This is a genomic window from Pseudomonas sp. PvP025 (assembly GCF_017832155.1).
Taxonomy (GTDB): Bacteria; Pseudomonadota; Gammaproteobacteria; order Pseudomonadales; family Pseudomonadaceae; genus Aquipseudomonas.
Map to the genome: position 1 here is coordinate 2,178,499 of NZ_JAFIBJ010000001.1, position 15,433 is coordinate 2,193,931.

At 61.4% G+C, this 15,433-nt stretch carries 13 protein-coding genes and 1 tRNA gene; 3 read left to right on the top strand and 11 right to left on the bottom strand.

Annotated elements, in window-relative coordinates:
- Positions 1 to 66: 66 nt before the first annotated feature.
- The 3 genes from JOE32_RS08975 to JOE32_RS08985 form a co-directional block, all read right to left on the bottom strand.
- On the bottom strand, positions 67 to 861 hold the full coding sequence (locus tag JOE32_RS08975; RefSeq protein WP_209983278.1) for a DNA/RNA non-specific endonuclease: 795 nt from the start codon (positions 859 to 861) through the stop codon (positions 67 to 69).
- 127 nt (positions 862 to 988) lie between these two features.
- Positions 989 to 1,064, bottom strand: a tRNA-Asn gene (locus tag JOE32_RS08980).
- Between the two features lie 60 nt (positions 1,065 to 1,124).
- A complete protein-coding gene (locus JOE32_RS08985; RefSeq protein ID WP_209983280.1) occupies positions 1,125 to 2,021 on the bottom strand; it encodes a LysR family transcriptional regulator in 897 nt (298 codons plus the stop codon).
- 98 nt (positions 2,022 to 2,119) lie between these two features.
- On the opposite strand from JOE32_RS08985, the gene lldD reads away from it, so the two are divergent.
- The gene (gene lldD, locus JOE32_RS08990; protein ID WP_209983282.1) at positions 2,120 to 3,277 is read left to right on the top strand and encodes an FMN-dependent L-lactate dehydrogenase LldD; all 1,158 of its coding nucleotides are present in this window, start codon (positions 2,120 to 2,122) and stop codon (positions 3,275 to 3,277) included.
- 168 nt (positions 3,278 to 3,445) lie between these two features.
- Positions 3,446 to 4,372, top strand: a complete 927-nt coding sequence (locus JOE32_RS08995; RefSeq protein ID WP_209983284.1) for a GGDEF domain-containing protein — start codon at positions 3,446 to 3,448, stop codon at positions 4,370 to 4,372.
- Between the two features lie 21 nt (positions 4,373 to 4,393).
- On the opposite strand, the gene JOE32_RS09000 is transcribed toward JOE32_RS08995, so the two are convergent.
- The 7 genes from JOE32_RS09000 to JOE32_RS09030 all read right to left on the bottom strand — a co-directional run bounded on the left by JOE32_RS09000 (position 4,394) and on the right by JOE32_RS09030 (position 12,156).
- On the bottom strand, positions 4,394 to 5,194 hold the full coding sequence (locus JOE32_RS09000) for an iron-containing redox enzyme family protein (protein WP_209983286.1): 801 nt from the start codon (positions 5,192 to 5,194) through the stop codon (positions 4,394 to 4,396).
- Positions 5,195 to 5,239: 45 nt separating this feature from the next.
- Entirely contained in the window at positions 5,240 to 7,702 is a 2,463-nt protein-coding gene (locus JOE32_RS09005) for an EAL domain-containing protein (protein ID WP_209983290.1), read from the bottom strand.
- A 71-nt stretch (positions 7,703 to 7,773) separates the two neighbouring features.
- Positions 7,774 to 9,567, bottom strand: coding sequence for an ABC transporter ATP-binding protein (locus JOE32_RS09010; protein ID WP_209990432.1), 1,794 nt, complete (start codon positions 9,565 to 9,567; stop codon positions 7,774 to 7,776).
- A gap of 1 nt (position 9,568) precedes the next feature.
- Complete coding sequence (locus JOE32_RS09015; RefSeq protein WP_209983292.1) at positions 9,569 to 10,204, bottom strand: DsbA family protein; 636 nt, start codon at positions 10,202 to 10,204, stop codon at positions 9,569 to 9,571.
- A gap of 3 nt (positions 10,205 to 10,207) precedes the next feature.
- On the bottom strand, positions 10,208 to 11,149 hold the full coding sequence (locus JOE32_RS09020) for a rhodanese-related sulfurtransferase (protein ID WP_209983293.1): 942 nt from the start codon (positions 11,147 to 11,149) through the stop codon (positions 10,208 to 10,210).
- A 188-nt stretch (positions 11,150 to 11,337) separates the two neighbouring features.
- Positions 11,338 to 11,631, bottom strand: coding sequence for a BolA family protein (locus JOE32_RS09025; RefSeq protein ID WP_209983295.1), 294 nt, complete (start codon positions 11,629 to 11,631; stop codon positions 11,338 to 11,340).
- A 6-nt stretch (positions 11,632 to 11,637) separates the two neighbouring features.
- Entirely contained in the window at positions 11,638 to 12,156 is a 519-nt protein-coding gene (locus tag JOE32_RS09030) for a DUF2059 domain-containing protein (RefSeq protein ID WP_003236690.1), read from the bottom strand.
- Positions 12,157 to 12,348: 192 nt separating this feature from the next.
- On the opposite strand from JOE32_RS09030, the gene JOE32_RS09035 reads away from it, so the two are divergent.
- Positions 12,349 to 13,737, top strand: coding sequence for a class II fumarate hydratase (locus tag JOE32_RS09035; protein ID WP_209983297.1), 1,389 nt, complete (start codon positions 12,349 to 12,351; stop codon positions 13,735 to 13,737).
- A gap of 352 nt (positions 13,738 to 14,089) precedes the next feature.
- On the opposite strand, the gene JOE32_RS09040 is transcribed toward JOE32_RS09035, so the two are convergent.
- Positions 14,090 to 15,046 carry a DMT family transporter gene (locus tag JOE32_RS09040; protein ID WP_209983299.1) on the bottom strand — a complete coding sequence of 319 codons (957 nt, stop codon included), beginning with the start codon at positions 15,044 to 15,046 and terminating at the stop codon, positions 14,090 to 14,092.
- Between the last annotated feature and the right edge of the window lie 387 nt (positions 15,047 to 15,433).

Sequence of the window (15,433 nt, forward strand, 5' to 3'; positions counted from 1 at the left end):
CAGGACGGCCAGTATGCCGTTTTTTCGTAGCAGCCGGCTCACCCGCTCCTACCGTGGGACGCTCGATCAGCCACGGCCTATCGAACCGCTCACCGGCAGATTGCCCAACAACTTCAGCCCGGTGGTTTTCACGAAGCTGTCGTAATCCATCGGCCGTTGAATGCGGGTTTCCGAATTAGGCAGCACATAGGCCCAGGCACGTTTGGAAGCGGCGTCATACACCAGTTTGAACAGCCGCGTCGGCACCCACACCTTATTGCGGCCAATGGTGCCGTAGCCCGCGTCGAACAACGGACCGGTGAACACAAACACATCGCCGCCCGCGCGCGCGGCGAACTTGCGCACATCGGACTCGACCTTGCTCCAGATCTTGCGGTTGTTGGTGGGGTCTTGCGGCACCATGTTCGACAGCGCGAACGACTGCGCCATGGCATGCGCGTCTGGCGCGTCGGCGGCCGGCGACTGGTGGCCGCGGTCCACCGCAGGGTGCTGGGCATGGTAGTCACTCAGCTCCGCGCGACCGCCTTTGGGAATGCGCGGGTCGGCGTAGAACTGGTTGGTACGCTCTTCGCCTTTCGCAGCTTTCAACAAGGCGGCGTTGAGGCGTTCGACCACCACCAGCGGCGTCTTGCTGGTTTGCGAGTAGAGCACGGCAAAGTTGTCGGAACACAGCGCCAGCGGTTTCAGGCTGGCGGGTACGGTGGCGGTGTTGATCGGTGCGGCCGGGAACAGGTCGGCGCAGCTGTCAAAGGACAGGCGCTTTTCGTCGTTCGAGTAGAGGGCCGACAGGTTGCGGGCGTGGGCGACAGGCGCAAGGAAAACCAGGGCAGACAAGGCAGCGGCAATAATACGTAAGTGCATGTTTCATATCTTGAAAGTGGGGGCCTGTTGACCGCCCTTTTTCACTTTAGTGCCTGCCCGGCCTGGTCTGTTACCTTCGGCAAATCCCAGGCAAAAAAAAGCCTGCATCGCTGCAGGCTTTTCTATCTGGCTCCACGACCTGGACTCGAACCAGGGACCCAATGATTAACAGTCATTTGCTCTACCAACTGAGCTATCGCGGAATGCGCCGTATGTTACTGATTAAAAAGAAGAAGTCAACCCTGCCCTGCTGACTGCCAGGTTTAAAGCGGATGGCCTGCAGAAAGCTGCTGCTCCTCGGCCAGATCCAGCCAGGCCCGCGCCGCCGGCGGCAGGTGTGCGCTGCTGCGCCAGGCCAGGGCGATGTGCCAGTCGGTGTGCGGTTCGTCCAGGGGGATCAGGGCAATGCCGGCGTGCTGGTGCTTGAGCGCGAGCATGCGCGGCAGGAAGGCGACACCGAGGCCGGCGGCGACCAGATCGACGATGAAGTCGATCTGTGCGCTGCGCGCGGTGACCTTGGGTGTCACACCCCTGCGCTCGCAGGCGGCGAGGATCTTGGCGTTCAGCGCGAAGCCGGCTTCAAAGAGGATGAACGGTGAGTCGGCCAGATCCGTGAAGTCGATGCGGCTGCGCAGCGCCAGAGGATGGCTGACCGGCAAGACGGCGATCAAGGGTTCATTGCGTACGGGCTGATAGTCGAAGCCTTCATCCACGGGCAACAGCAGTGCCGCGAGGTCGACCTCACCGGCTTGCAGGCATTCGCGCAGTTTCTTGCTGCCGTATTCGGTCAGCTCGATCTCGATGTCCGGGTAGCGGCTGCGGTAAATCGCAAACATGCTCGCAAACAGCAGGCCGCAGCCCACCGGCGGCAAGCCGATGCGCAATACGCCGCGTTTGAGGCCGCGCAGGTCGTGGATTTCGGCCACAAGGTTGGCGTGTTCGGCGAGCAGCGCCAGCGCGTGGCGGTAGGTCATTTCGCCGGCGGCGGTAAGCTCGTTTCGGTGACCGAGACGATTGAGCAGCGGCATGCCCAATTCCTCTTCCAGGGTCTTGACCGCCTTGCTTACGGTGGACTGGGTGAGGGACACCACCTCGGCCGCCTGGGAGAACCCTCCCTGGCGCACCACCTCAACAAAGGCGCGCAATGTGCGCAGGTTCATCGGCATTCCTTTTGCGACTTGGCTGTAGTGATAAAAGTTGTTTTTATCATGCCAGATCTTTGCCTATGGTTAACGCATCCTGCCGGAGACACTGCCCAATGATCATCTCGTCCGCTTCCGATTACCGCGCCGCCGCCAAGCGAAAGTTGCCGCGTTTTTTGTTCGACTACATCGACGGCGGCGCCTACGCCGAACACACCTTGCGCGCCAACTGCTCGGACTTGACCGACATCGGCCTGCGCCAGCGGGTGCTGCGCAACGTCGACAACCTGAGTCTCAGCACCTCGTTGTTCGGTCAGGAACATGCCTTGCCGGTGATCCTGAGTCCGGTGGGGCTGACCGGCATGTTCGCGCGGCGCGGTGAAGTGCAGGCGGCCAGGGCGGCGGCCAACAAGGGCATTCCCTTTTGCCTGTCGACGGTGTCGGTGTGTTCGATTGAGGAAGTGGCGTCGCAAAGCTCGCAGCCCCTCTGGTTTCAGTTGTATGTGCTCAAGGACCGCGGCTTCATGCGCAACGCACTGGAGCGCGCGCAGGCTGCCGGCGTGACCACTCTGGTGTTTACCGTCGACATGCCGACGCCCGGTGCACGCTACCGCGACGCGCACTCGGGCATGTCCGGGCCGTACGCCGCTCAGCGCAGGCTGTTGCAGGCCATCACCAAGCCGCAGTGGGCGTTCGATGTGGGGTTGATGGGCCGCCCCCACGACCTGGGCAACATTTCAACGTATCTGGGCAAACCCACGCACCTGGAAGATTACATGGGCTGGCTGGCCAACAACTTCGACCCCTCGATCAGTTGGAAAGACCTGGAATGGATCCGCGACGTCTGGAAGGGCCCGATGATTATCAAGGGCATCCTCGACCCGCAGGATGCGAGGGACGCGGTGAGTTTCGGCGCGGACGGCATCGTGGTGTCCAACCATGGCGGGCGGCAGCTCGATGGCGTGCTGTCCACCGCCAGGGCGCTGCCGCCCATTGCCGACGCGGTGGGCGATGAGCTGACCGTGCTGGTGGATTCGGGCATTCGCTCCGGTCTCGACGTGGTGCGCATGCTGGCCCTGGGTGCCAAGGCCTGCCTGCTGGGGCGCGCCACTGCCTATGCGCTGGCTGCCGATGGCCAGCAGGGCGTGGAAAACCTGCTGGACATCTTCGCCAGGGAAATGCGCGTGGCCATGACACTGACCGGCGTGACGTCGATTGAGCAGATTGATCACAACATCCTGGTGCATCAGCCAAATAACCGGCGTGACACTTAGGCAGGCGTTTGCGCCCGTAGAAACCGCCATTGATTTGTAAGGTGTTTTTTTTTAATTAAACGAATTGGCATGAATCTCGCTCTAACACTTCCCAAGCAGGGCAAGTAATGGCACCCGACACGCTGACTTAGCCTGTAAGACGTTCAAGTGCTGAGAGGCCGATTGCTGATGAAAACACCTACCCAGATCCACGCAATCGACTTCGACAGCGCCAAATTGCAACGCCTGGGTTTCGGTCAGCCCTCGCCGCTGGCGCACCGCCCCGTAACGCTGGCTCAGTTACGCCAGCAACTGGGGCAGCATCTGCAAACCAGCCTGGAGCCGGAGCGCATCCTGGGTCTGTTCTTTCGCGAAATCCAGCGACTGGTGCCCCTCGACGCGATGGTTTATCGCCATCAGGCCAGCGACCTGCGACTTGAGTTCGGCCAGCGCGGCCATCACTCGGTGAGTTACACCCTCAGCCACGAGGGCGAACCTCTGGGCGAACTGGTGTTGCGCCGCAATCAGCGCCTGGCCGAGGAAGAACTGGGGCAGCTCGAATCACTGCTGTCCACCCTGCTCTACCCAATGCGCAATGCCCTGCTTTATCGCACGGCCACCCGCAGCGCGCTGCGCGACCCGCTGACCCAGACGGGCAACCGCATCGCCATGGACCAGACCCTGCAGCGCGAAATCGACATGGCGCGCCGGCATTTGAACCCATTGTCGCTGCTGATGCTGGACATCGATCACTTCAAGCACATCAATGACACCCATGGCCACAGCGCCGGCGACCACGTGCTGCGCGCAGTGGCGGCGTCGATCAAGGGCCAGTTGCGTAATGTGGACATGGTGTTCAGGTATGGCGGGGAAGAATTTCTGATCCTGCTCTCCAACACCAGCCGGGAGGCGGCGGCGATGGTCGGCGAGCGACTGCGCCAGGCGGCACAGGCCGAGAATTATTGGGCGGACGATACCCGCATCGATCTGACGGTGAGCCTGGGTTGCTCCACCTTGCTGGCGGCCGAATCCGCCGAGAGCCTGCTGCGCCGCGCCGACAACGCCTTGTATGTCGCCAAGCGTGAAGGTCGCAACCGTTTGGCAATGGCGGGGTAAGCCCCCGCCACTGGGTTTACATCATGCTTCGCTGGCCACGCGTACCGGCCGTTCTCGGGCGGCCACGGACGCTGTTTCTCTCTCCAGACGCATGCAGCTTTCCAGGAACAGGTACATGTAGTCGTAGCTCTTGCACACGGCCTGGCGCAGTTCTTCCTGCAGGGCTCTGGTCGGGTTCATGCCGGCCAGGGTGCAAATGATCTCCAGCGCTTCCCATGGGTGAGCATCGTCGTACTGGGCATGCATCTTCAACCACTTCATCGCCCGCTTGCGGTCTTCCTCAGGGAAGGCCGCCGCATACACACCGGTTGAACACACCACGGCCGACCACTCCCCGGTCGCCCCCTCGATCGCATAGTTGGTGGCGGCAATCGCGACGATCAACGCATCGGACGAACTGGTGTGCCAGCACCAATGGCTCAGTGCGTGCAGCTCCGGCGGTACGTTTTGCGCCTGCAGTTCTTCAAGGCTGACGCCATGGGCACGGGCCCAATGAACCCAATAGTCGGCGTGGTTGAGTTCCACACGAATATTGCGCATCAGCCAACGTCGCGCCATATCCTCCCCAGGATGGCGCGCGAACTTGGTTTTGGTGAGGTTTTGTGCCATGTACAAGGCAAACTGTTCCACCACAGGCCAGCCACCGATCAGGTAGTGGCGCATGGTTTTGGCGCTGAGCGTATTGTCGCGCATGCGCTGGTACAGTTCGTGTTCGACAACCCGGCGCTTGCTCTCGCTACAGTCCTGGATCAGTTGTTGCGCCCAGGCTGGGTAACTCGAGGCTTCCATAAGCGGGCCGGTTCGGTTGAATGTGTCGATCACTGTAGGGCTCCTTTTTAAGTGTGATTGTACAGACCAGCAAATGTTTCAGCGGAATGTGCCGGGCGCCTTGAATAACAATGGCTGCGGCCGCGCGGGTCGGCACTGCAGGCTATCGAAGGTAAACAATTGCGGGCGTTCAATCAGGTAGCCCTGAGCGTAATCCACACCAATCTCCAGTAACGCCTGTTCGATTTGGGGTGTCTCTACAAACTCGGCAATTGTGCGCTTACCCATGACATGGCCGATATGGTTGATCACTTCAACCATGGCACGGTTAATCGGGTCGTCCAGCATATCCTTTACGAAACTTCCATCGATCTTCAGGAAGTCTACAGGTAAATGTTTCAGATAAGCGAATGAGGACATTCCGGCGCAAAAGTCGTCGAGGGAGAAGTGGCAACCTAAGGCTTTGAGTTCATTAATAAAGCGAATTGCACTGCCCAAATTGGCGATAGCACTTGTCTCGGTTATTTCAAAACAAATCATTTCCGGTGGAATACTGTAAGTGTTGAATTTCTCACGTAAAAAGCCGAGAAAATCATCATCGCCAATGGTGATGCCTGACAGATTGATCGCACACATCGCCATGGGCCGGCCCGGGCGCTCATGCAGGCAGCGGGCGATAATCTTGAACACGTTTTCCACCACCCAGCGATCCAGAGACGTCATCAGCCCATAACGCTCGGCCGCAGGAATAAAACTGTCCGGCAGAATGATGCGGCCGGTTTCATCGTGCAGGCGCAACAGGATTTCAATGTGGCCACTGCCACCCTCCGTTTGCCCCAGCGGCGAAATTTCCTGGGCGTACAGGCAAAAACGGTCTTCTTCCAGTGCCATGTGCAAACGCTGTACCCAGGCCATTTCACCAAAGCGCATGGACAGCTCGGAATCGTCGGCATGGTAGACCTGCACGCGGTTGCGGCCTTTTTCCTTGGCCATGTAGCACGCCATGTCGGCCGTGCGCAGCGAGGTTTCCAGGGTGGTCGGCGTGCTGGTGATATGCACCAGGCCGATGCTCACGGTGGTCATGAACGGCCGGCCCTTCCAAACGAAATGCAGGCTTTGCACCGTATGGCGCAGGCTTTCGGCGATCTTTTCCGCCACCGGCACCGGGCAGTTCTCCAGCAGGATGCCGAACTCGTCGCCGCCCAGCCGTGCCAGGGTGTCATCTTCGCGCAGGTCCGATTGCAACAACGCGCAGATATGCCGCAGCAGTTCGTCACCTGCCGCGTGCCCGCAGGTGTCATTGACCAGCTTGAACTGATCCAGGTCGAGGAACATCAGCGCATGCCGGGCATTGGGCTGGCGCCCCGCCTGCTGCAACACCTGCTCCAGGCGGTGCTCGAATTCGCGCCGATTGGCCAGACCGGTCAAGGCATCGTGAGTCGCCTGCCAGGACAGGTTGGCGATGTATTGACGCTCCTGAGTCATGTCATGCAGCACCAGCACCGCGCCACTGATCTTGCCTGCGCTGCGGATCGGCGCCCCCACCAGCGTCACCGAAACAGTGCTGCCGTCCAGGCGCTGGATCAGCGTTGAATGGTCACTGCCGCCACTGAGCTGCCCTTTGATGATGTGTTCGATCAGGGTGAAGCCATCGGACTCGGCATCTTCATCCAGCAACTTGAACAGCGCCGCCAGCGGCAAACCCTGGGCCTGGGCCGAGGTCCAGTGGGTCAGCGCTTCGGCAGCCGGGTTCAGGTAAGTGATCGCGCCGTCGACATCAGTGGTAATGACGCCGTCACCGATTGACTCCAGGGTGATCTGCGCGCGCTCCCTCTCGAGTTGCAGCGCATCGGCAAACGCGTGGCGCTGGGTCAGCAGTTTGTGCGTGCGCAGCAGCGCCAGTGCGATCAAAACCAGGGCGGTGGCCAGGTTGGTGATCACCAGCAGCCGCAGAATCATCCGCGACCCCTCGCCCAAGGCATCGCTGAAGGCCATGGCTGCCGGCGTCACGCCATCGTTGATCGCAAAAATATGCGCCTTCCAGCGCCGCACATCCCGCTCGCTGACCTGGCCGCTGTTGATCGCGCCGTGCATCGAGCGGGCCAGGTCATCCAGTTGCACCAGGTAGCCGTCGCCCACCGTCCACAGCTCGATGGCTTTTTCCAGGTAGCTGAAATGGCGAAAGTTGAGGTACAGCCAGATCAGGCTGGACACATCGTCCGGGTGATTCCCCCCCTTGAGGATGCCCTGGCGCGCGGCCTCGGTGTCCGGCACGGGCTGGTCGAGCGCGATGCGCAGTTCATGCCCGCCCTGGGGCACGGCGATGGCTTGCTGGTACTTGAGATAGGTGGCCGCGTCGCGGTTATCGGCGTAGAGCGTGAGGTAATAGATGGCGTCCTTCTGGCCCTTGGACCACAAGCTTTCACCCGCCACATAGCCACGCACCGCCGACAGCACGTACAGACTGAGACAGCCCAACAGTGCCTGAAACAGTACGACGGCAATGAAGGGCCAGACGATGCCCAGCAGCCGTGGCGTTCCTAGAGTCCGCTTTTGCTTCATGAAGTCCCTTGCACATGCACAGCTGGGTAAGCGCACGAAAATCTGCTTCCGATAGCTCAGCCTAGGCCAAATCAACGCACTTGTTGCAGGTGCCCGTAAAGTTTGGCGTAAAGCCCGCCATCGGCGATCAACTGCTGGTGGTCGCCATCTTCGGCAATGTGACCGCCATCGAAGACCAAAACTCGATCGGCCTGCTTCACCGCCGACAGACGGTGGGCGATGATCAGTGTAGTACGGCCGCTGAGAAACCGCGCCAATGCCTGATGCAGGTTGTACTCGGTGGCCGCATCCAGCGCCGAGGTGGCCTCGTCGAGTATCACCACCTTGGGTTCGGCCAGCACCATGCGCGCAATCGCCAGCCGCTGACGCTGCCCGCCCGAAAAGCGCACACCGGAGCGCCCCACCACACTGTCCAGGCCCTGAGGCAGGGCCTTGACGGTCACATCCAGTTGAGCGATTTCCAGGGCCTGCCAGCAGGCCTCATCGCTGCGTTCACGGCCCATGGTCAGGTTGGCGCGCACCGTGTCGTTGAACAGCGCCGGATGCTGCAGCACCACCGCCACGTTTTCGCGGATGGTCTCAAGGCCGATGGCCTGCTGGGTTGCACCGCCGAACCGGATGCTGCCGGCTTGCGCCGTGTACAACCCGAGCAGCAGTTGCACCAGGGTACTTTTGCCGCCGCCGCTGGCCCCCACAATCGCGACCTTCTCACCAGGCGCGATGGTCAGGTTCAACTGGTTCAGCACCCGCTCTTCGCCATAGCCGAAATCCAGGCCGCGCACGTCGATACCGACGGTCTCGCGCCCGCTGAACGGGTCTTCACCACCGGCATACTGCGGCTCGTCGGCACGCGCCAGCAGCTCGTTGATCCGTGTCAGCGCACCGCCCGCCGCGTAGTAGGCGTATTGCAGGTTCAGCAACTGTTCCACCGGGCCGATCATGAACCACAGGTAGCTGAACACGGCGAGCATCTGGCCGATGGACAGATCGGAAAACAGCACCGTGAGCATCGCCGCCGCGCGGAAAATGTCGATACCGAACTGGAACAACAGGCCACTGGCGCGGCTGGAGGCATCGGTTTTCCATTGTGAATGGATGGCGTAGTCACGCACTTCCCGGGCACGCTCGCCCAGGCGTCCGAGAAAGAAGCCCTGGCGATTGCCGGCGCGCACTTCCTGGATGGCGTCCAGGGTTTCGGTGAGCGCCTGGGTGAAGCGCGAGGTGCTGTCGTTTTCCAGCTTCTTGAGGTGCTTGACGCGCTTGCCCAACTGCACCGTGAAGTAGATCACCAGCGGGTTGAACAGCAGAATCAACAGCGCCAGCTGCCAATGCATCCACACCAGAATCGCCGAGGTGCCCACCAGCGTCAGCATCGCCACCAGAAAGCGGCTGAGGGTTTCGCCGACGAATTTGTCCAGCGTATCCAGGTCGGTGACCAGGTGCGTGGTCACGGTGCCGCTGCCCAGGCTTTCGTATTCGCCGAGGGAGATGCGCTTGAGCCGTTCGATCAGGCGCACGCGGATGCGGTACACGATGTCCTTGGCCAAGCGCGCAAACAGGCGCGCCTGCACCACGTTGAACACCAGCGCGCCACAGCGCAGGGTCAGGGTGACCAGCAGCATCAGGCCGATATAGCCAGCGGCTTTTTGCCAACCCAGGGGCAGCGCGTGGTTCATCACCTTGAGCGCGGCATCGCCGCTGCCCAGCAGCACTTCGTCGACCAGCAGCGGCAGCAGCAGGGGAATCGGCACGCTGCACAGGGTCGCCAGCACGGCCACGCCATTGGCAATCCACAGGGATTTTTTGTGACGCAAGGCCAGGCGGCGAATTTCCGCCCAGGTCAGGCGGTCGATGCGGGCGGGCAGCTCAGGCACTGGCCGCTCGCTCAAGCCATCGGCTCAACAACGGCGAAAGCTCGGACAATGGCTGGTAGCCGTTGGTCAGCAAGGCCAGTTGGCCATCGCGCTCGGCCAGCAGCGTCGGGAAACCGGCGATGCCCAGGTCCTGCACCCAGCTGAAATCCGCCGCCGTCGCCGCATGCTGCTCGGCACGGTCGAAGGCACCGGCAAATTCGATGCGCGGGATGCCCGCCTGTTCGGCCAATTCAACCAGTACGCTGGCCAGGGTCACATCGCGGCCCTCGACATAAAACGCGCGCTGGATCAGCCCCAGCAGGATCCACGCGCAATCCGGCGCCAGGCTGCGCGCGGTGACGATGGCGCGGCAGGCAGGTTCGGTGTCGTAGACAAAGCCGTCGGGCAAGGCCCCTTCGCGCTTGAACGGCTGGCCGGTGGCGTCGGTGACAGCCTGCCAGTGTTCAAGGATGTAGCGTCGGGTGGTCGGCTCCAGCGCCGCGCCGCTGCCGGTACGCAGGCCGCCCACCACCAGGTGCACGTCCACGCCGGCCGCCTGGGCCTGCTCAACCAGTGCCTGCGCCACCGGGGCAAAGCCCCAGCACCAGGAACACATCGGGTCCATCACATAGAGCAGGCGCGCGGACATGGGTCAGGCCTCGGAAGGGGTTTGCTTGTAGTTGAAGCCAATTGGGTGCGGCAGGTTGCGGGCCTTGGCCAGCTCGATCTGCTTCTGCCGGTCGATGGCGCTGCGACGGGTTTTCTCCGGCAGCTTATCCCAGCAATGCGGGCAACTGATGCCGGCCACATAGTGCTCGGACGCACGGTCCTCGACGCTGACCGGTGTGCGGCAGGCGTGACACTGATCGTAGTCGCCCTCGCTGAGGTCATGGCGCACGGTCACCCGGTTGTCGAACACAAAGCAGTCGCCTTGCCATTTGGTTTCTGCCTGCGGCACTTCCTCGAGGTACTTGAGGATGCCGCCCTTGAGGTGATAGACCTCATCGAAGCCCTCGCTGAGCATGAAGCTGGAGGCCTTCTCGCAGCGAATGCCGCCGGTGCAGAACATCGCGACCTTCTTGTGTACGGCCGGGTCGAAGTGGGCCTTGATGTAGTCGGGAAACTCGCGAAAGCTGGTGGTCTTCGGGTCGATCGCGCCTTCGAAGGTGCCGATGGACACTTCGTAGTCGTTGCGGGTGTCGATCAACAGCACCTCGGGGTCGCTGATCAGCGCATTCCAGTCCTGCGGTTCAACGTAGGTGCCGACCTTTTTGTTCGGGTCGACGCCTTCGACGCCCAGGGTCACGATCTCTTTCTTGAGCTTGACCTTGGTGCGGTAGAACGGCTGGTCGTCGCAGTAGGACTCTTTGTGGTCAATGTCGACCATGCGCGGGTCTTTCTTCAACCAGGCCATCAGGCCGTCAATGCCTTCGCGGCTGCCGGACACGGTGCCGTTGATGCCTTCTTCGGCAATCAGCAGGGTGCCCTTGATGCCGTTGTCGACCATTGCCTGCAGCAGTGGCTCGCGCAGGGCGACGTAATCTTCGAGGGTGACGAACTTGTACAGTGCCGCCACGACGATGGGGTGGGTCATGGGTGTTCTCTCCAGGTGGCTACCCTCGTAAGGGGTGAACCGGATAACGGCAGTTGCGAGTTTTTAGCCGCAAGCTGCAAGTAAAAGCAAAAAAAACGCGCCGACTGGGCGGCGCGTTGGGGATTGTAGCAAGAAGGCAGCTGCGAGGGCTCTAATCTTGTCGCTGGCAGCTGACACTTGTGGCTGCCTCAATGCCCTCCGGCGCAGGTCGGCGAGGCCGGGGCTGCGTCGATTTTCGCCCATTCATCAGGCGTGTAGGTATGCAGCGCCAACGCATGAAACTCGCTCATCAGGTCACCCAGGGTGGCGTAGACCGTCTGGTGGCGCTTGACGCGGTTGAGCCCCTCGAACTGCTGGCTGACCAGCACGGCCTTGAAGTGGGTCTGCAACCCACGGCTGTGCATGTGGCTTTCATCCAGCACGCTCAGGTGTTGCGGGCTCAGGGCGGCGAGCGCGGTTTCGATACGCTGTTGCATGGTCATTCCTGCTTACTTCTTCTTGGCCGGTGCGGCGGCTTTTGGCGTCAGCTCGTTGGTCATGTCTTCCAACAGCTTGTTCACTACCGGCACGGCGCTTTCCAGTTTGGCCTGGGTCATCTGAGCCGATTGCTGGGTCAGTTGCGGCATTTTTTCCAGGACCTTCTTGCCCAGCGGCGACTGGTAGAACGCAACCAGGTCCTTGAGCTCGGACTCGCTGAAATTGGTGGTGTAGAGCTTGACCATGTCCGGTTTCAGCTTCGGCCAGCCGATGGCCTGATCGAGCGCGGCGTTGGCCTTGGCCTGGTAGCTGTCCAGTACGGACTGCTTGGCGGCAGGCGCCTTGGTCTGTTCGAAACGCTGGGCGAACATTTGTTGCACTTGCATGTACACCGGGGTTCCCAGCTTGTCGGCATGGGCCAGGGTAAGAAAGGCTTCGGCACTGGCGTTGTGGCTGGCGGTATCGGCAAAAACCTGGCCGCTGGCGCAAACCAGAGCAACCGCGGTACAGATGGCACGAAGACGAGTCATCGAGTTTCCTTTTCTACAGGCGAGGTAAGACCCCAAGGGCGACCATTCTGCGCCTAAAAAACCTCGCGGCTCAACCCCAGGCCTTGTCGGACAAGGATCAGCGCCGCTTTAATCCGATGAAAAGTCTTTTATGGAACCCCCCTGCCCCATCACGGCCTAAACTGCGCTGACTGACTTCAAGGAGAGTGCCCGATGAGCCGTATCGAAACCGACAGCCTGGGAGACGTTCACGTCCCGGATGACGCTTACTGGGGCGCCCAGACCCAACGTTCGCTGGTGAATTTTGCCATTGGCGAGCAACGCATGCCGCTGGCAGTGCTGCACGCCCTGGCCCTGATCAAGAAAGCCGCCGCGCGCGTCAACGACCGCAACGGCGACCTGCCCGCCGACATCGCCCGCCTGATCGAACAGGCCGCCGACGAAGTGCTCGCCGGTACTCATGACGACCAGTTCCCGCTTGTGGTATGGCAGACCGGCAGTGGCACCCAGAGCAACATGAACGCCAACGAAGTGATCGCCGGACGCGCCAACGAACTGGCGGGCAACAACCGCGGCGGCAAGAGCCCGGTGCATCCCAACGACCATGTGAACCGCTCACAAAGCTCCAACGACTGCTTCCCCACCGCCATGAGCATCGCCACCGTAAAAGCGGTGCACGAACAATTGCTGCCGGCGATCACGGTATTGTCCGGCGGCCTGGCGGAGCTGGCGGCGCGGCACATGAAGCTGGTCAAGACCGGCCGCACCCACATGATGGACGCCACGCCGATCACCTTCGGCCAGGAACTCTCGGCCTTCATCGCCCAGCTCGACTATGCCGAACGCGCCATCCGCAGTGCCCTGCCCGCCGTGTGCGAGCTGGCCCAGGGCGGCACTGCCGTCGGCACCGGACTCAACTCGCCCCACGGTTTTGGCGAAGCGATCGCCGCCGAGCTGGCTGCCCTTTCCGGCTTGCCGTTCGTGACCGCGCCGAACAAATTCGCAGCCCTCTCCGGCCACGAACCGCTGGTGACGCTGCACGGCGCGCTGAAAACCCTGGCTGTGGCCCTGATGAAGATCGCCAACGACCTGCGCCTGCTCGGCTCCGGCCCCCGCGCCGGCCTGGCCGAAGTCAAACTGCCGGCCAACGAACCCGGCAGCTCGATCATGCCCGGCAAGGTCAACCCCACCCAATGCGAAGCCCTGTCGATGCTGGCCTGCCAGGTGCTGGGCAACGACGTCACCATCGGCATCGCCGCCAGCCAGGGCCACCTGCAGCTCAACGTGTACAAGCCGGTGATCATCCACAACCTGCTCGAATCCATCCGCCTGCTGGCCGACGGCTGCAACAACTTCCAGGAACACTGCATCGCAGGTCTTGAACCGGACGCCGAACAAATGGCCGAACACCTGGAACGCGGCCTGATGCTCGTCACCGCGTTGAACCCACACATCGGCTACGACAAGTCCGCACAGATCGCCAAAAAAGCCTATGCCGAAGGCCTGACCCTACGCCAGGCCGCACTGGACCTGGGCTACCTCACCGACGAAGAATTCGACAAATGGGTACGCCCTGAAAACATGCTGGAAGCCGGCCATTAAAAAGCCCTTGATCTTGATCTTGATCTGCTTTTGATCTTGACCTTGATCCCAGGCGCCCCGTCAACCACGCTGGCCGCACGCAGGCTTGAATCCGTGGGTAACCCGGCAGGACGCCGGGTTAGCCGCACTGGGCCAGGGATGGCCCATTGCGGCGGCCCACGGATTCAAGCCTGCGTGCGGGCACACCGAGCATTAGCGAGGTGCCGAGTGGTGGGGCAAGAGCCCTTTTGGTTACTTTTGGGGCTCTTTTCCAAAAGTGACCCGCTGTAAGAGCGGAACCAATACCCGCCATAACCGCAGCAACGGATATGTACACAACCAAACCACCATCGGGAGCAAGCCCCCTCCCACATTAGGAAGCCAGTCTTAACCGACGAGCCCTGAGCCCGGCAATCAAAGAAGGCGCCAAAGCGACCATCGCCGACCCCATCACCACCACCAACGCCCCAAAATACCCCAACGCATTAATCTCCTCAGCCTGCACAAACCCAGGCCACCACCACGCCGCCAACGCTACCGCTATAAACGTCACCAACGGCGTCAACGCCAACGTCGCACTCACCCGGGAAGCTTCCCAGTGCGCCAGCGCCTCCGCAAACGCCCCATACGCCATCAACGTGTTCATGCAGCACGCCAGCAACAACACCCCCTGCAACGGACTCAACGCCAACGCCTCCAGCGGCTGCGCCCACGGCGTCAACAACGCCGCGCAAAACAGATAAATCACCATCATCACCTGCAGCGAATTCCACACCGTCAGCAACTGCTTCTGCCCCAGCGCATAAAACACCCAGATCGTGGTCGCCAACAGCACCGTCAACACCCCGGCGGTATAAGTGCCCATGGACGTGAGCAGCTCCGCCAGGCGCTGATTGAAGAACAACCCGAAACCCACAATCAACACGACCAACCCCACGCCTTGCCCAAGGCTGAAGCGCTCCTTGAACACAAACACACTGGCGACCATCAGAAAGATCGGCCCCATCTGCACCACCAGTTGCGCGGTGCCGGGGCTGAGCATTTTCAGGCCCACCAGGTACAGCACGTAGTTGCCCACCAGTCCGCACACCGCCATTGCTACCAACCCGCCACCTCTGGCGCCCAGCACCTTCAAGCTGGGCAAACGCCGGGTCGCCGCCAGGTAGATGAACAGGCAACCGCCGGCCACCATCAGGCGAAACCAGGTGACGGTGATCGGGTCCATCACCTGCAAGACCTGTTTGAGCTTGATCGGGAGAATGCCCCAGAGCAATGCGGTCAGCAGGGTCAGGAGAAAACCGTAGACCCAGCGACCGGAAGATATGTGCATGAGTTGCCCCAAATGCCTGAGGTAGAAGAGCCTGCATTCTAGGGCCAAGCAAACAGATCGGGCTATGCCCTAATGCCGTTCAGGCAAGCGCAGATTCCCTGTGGCGAGCAGGCTTGTCCTGCGTTGGGCTGCGCAGCAGCCCCCAAAGCCAGGCGCTGAGCCGTATCAGGTACACCGCGTTTTGCTCGATGGGGGGCGCTTCGCACCCCAACGCGGGGCAAGCCCGCTCGCCACAATAAGCCCACACATTTTCCTTAACTGAACGGCATTAGGGCTTGCCCCAATGCCGTTCAGCTAAGCGCAGATTCCCTGTGGCGAGCAGGCTTGTCCTGCGTTGGGCTGCACAGCAGCCCCAAAGCCAGGCGCTGAGCCGTATCAGGTACACCG

What these genes read in the sequence shown, in the direction of transcription:
- JOE32_RS09020 (WP_209983293.1), bottom strand. Translation starts at nt 11,149, where the DNA reads ATGACCCACCCCATCGTCGTGGCGGCACTGTACAAGTTCGTCACCCTC.
- JOE32_RS09040 (WP_209983299.1), bottom strand. Translation starts at nt 15,046, where the DNA reads ATGCACATATCTTCCGGTCGCTGGGTCTACGGTTTTCTCCTGACCCTG.
- JOE32_RS08985 (WP_209983280.1), bottom strand. Translation starts at nt 2,021, where the DNA reads ATGAACCTGCGCACATTGCGCGCCTTTGTTGAGGTGGTGCGCCAGGGA.
- JOE32_RS09030 (WP_003236690.1), bottom strand. Translation starts at nt 12,156, where the DNA reads ATGACTCGTCTTCGTGCCATCTGTACCGCGGTTGCTCTGGTTTGCGCC.
- lldD (WP_209983282.1), top strand. Translation starts at nt 2,120, where the DNA reads ATGATCATCTCGTCCGCTTCCGATTACCGCGCCGCCGCCAAGCGAAAG.
- JOE32_RS09005 (WP_209983290.1), bottom strand. Translation starts at nt 7,702, where the DNA reads ATGAAGCAAAAGCGGACTCTAGGAACGCCACGGCTGCTGGGCATCGTC.
- JOE32_RS08995 (WP_209983284.1), top strand. Translation starts at nt 3,446, where the DNA reads ATGAAAACACCTACCCAGATCCACGCAATCGACTTCGACAGCGCCAAA.
- JOE32_RS09015 (WP_209983292.1), bottom strand. Translation starts at nt 10,204, where the DNA reads ATGTCCGCGCGCCTGCTCTATGTGATGGACCCGATGTGTTCCTGGTGC.
- JOE32_RS08975 (WP_209983278.1), bottom strand. Translation starts at nt 861, where the DNA reads ATGCACTTACGTATTATTGCCGCTGCCTTGTCTGCCCTGGTTTTCCTT.
- JOE32_RS09035 (WP_209983297.1), top strand. Translation starts at nt 12,349, where the DNA reads ATGAGCCGTATCGAAACCGACAGCCTGGGAGACGTTCACGTCCCGGAT.
- JOE32_RS09025 (WP_209983295.1), bottom strand. Translation starts at nt 11,631, where the DNA reads ATGACCATGCAACAGCGTATCGAAACCGCGCTCGCCGCCCTGAGCCCG.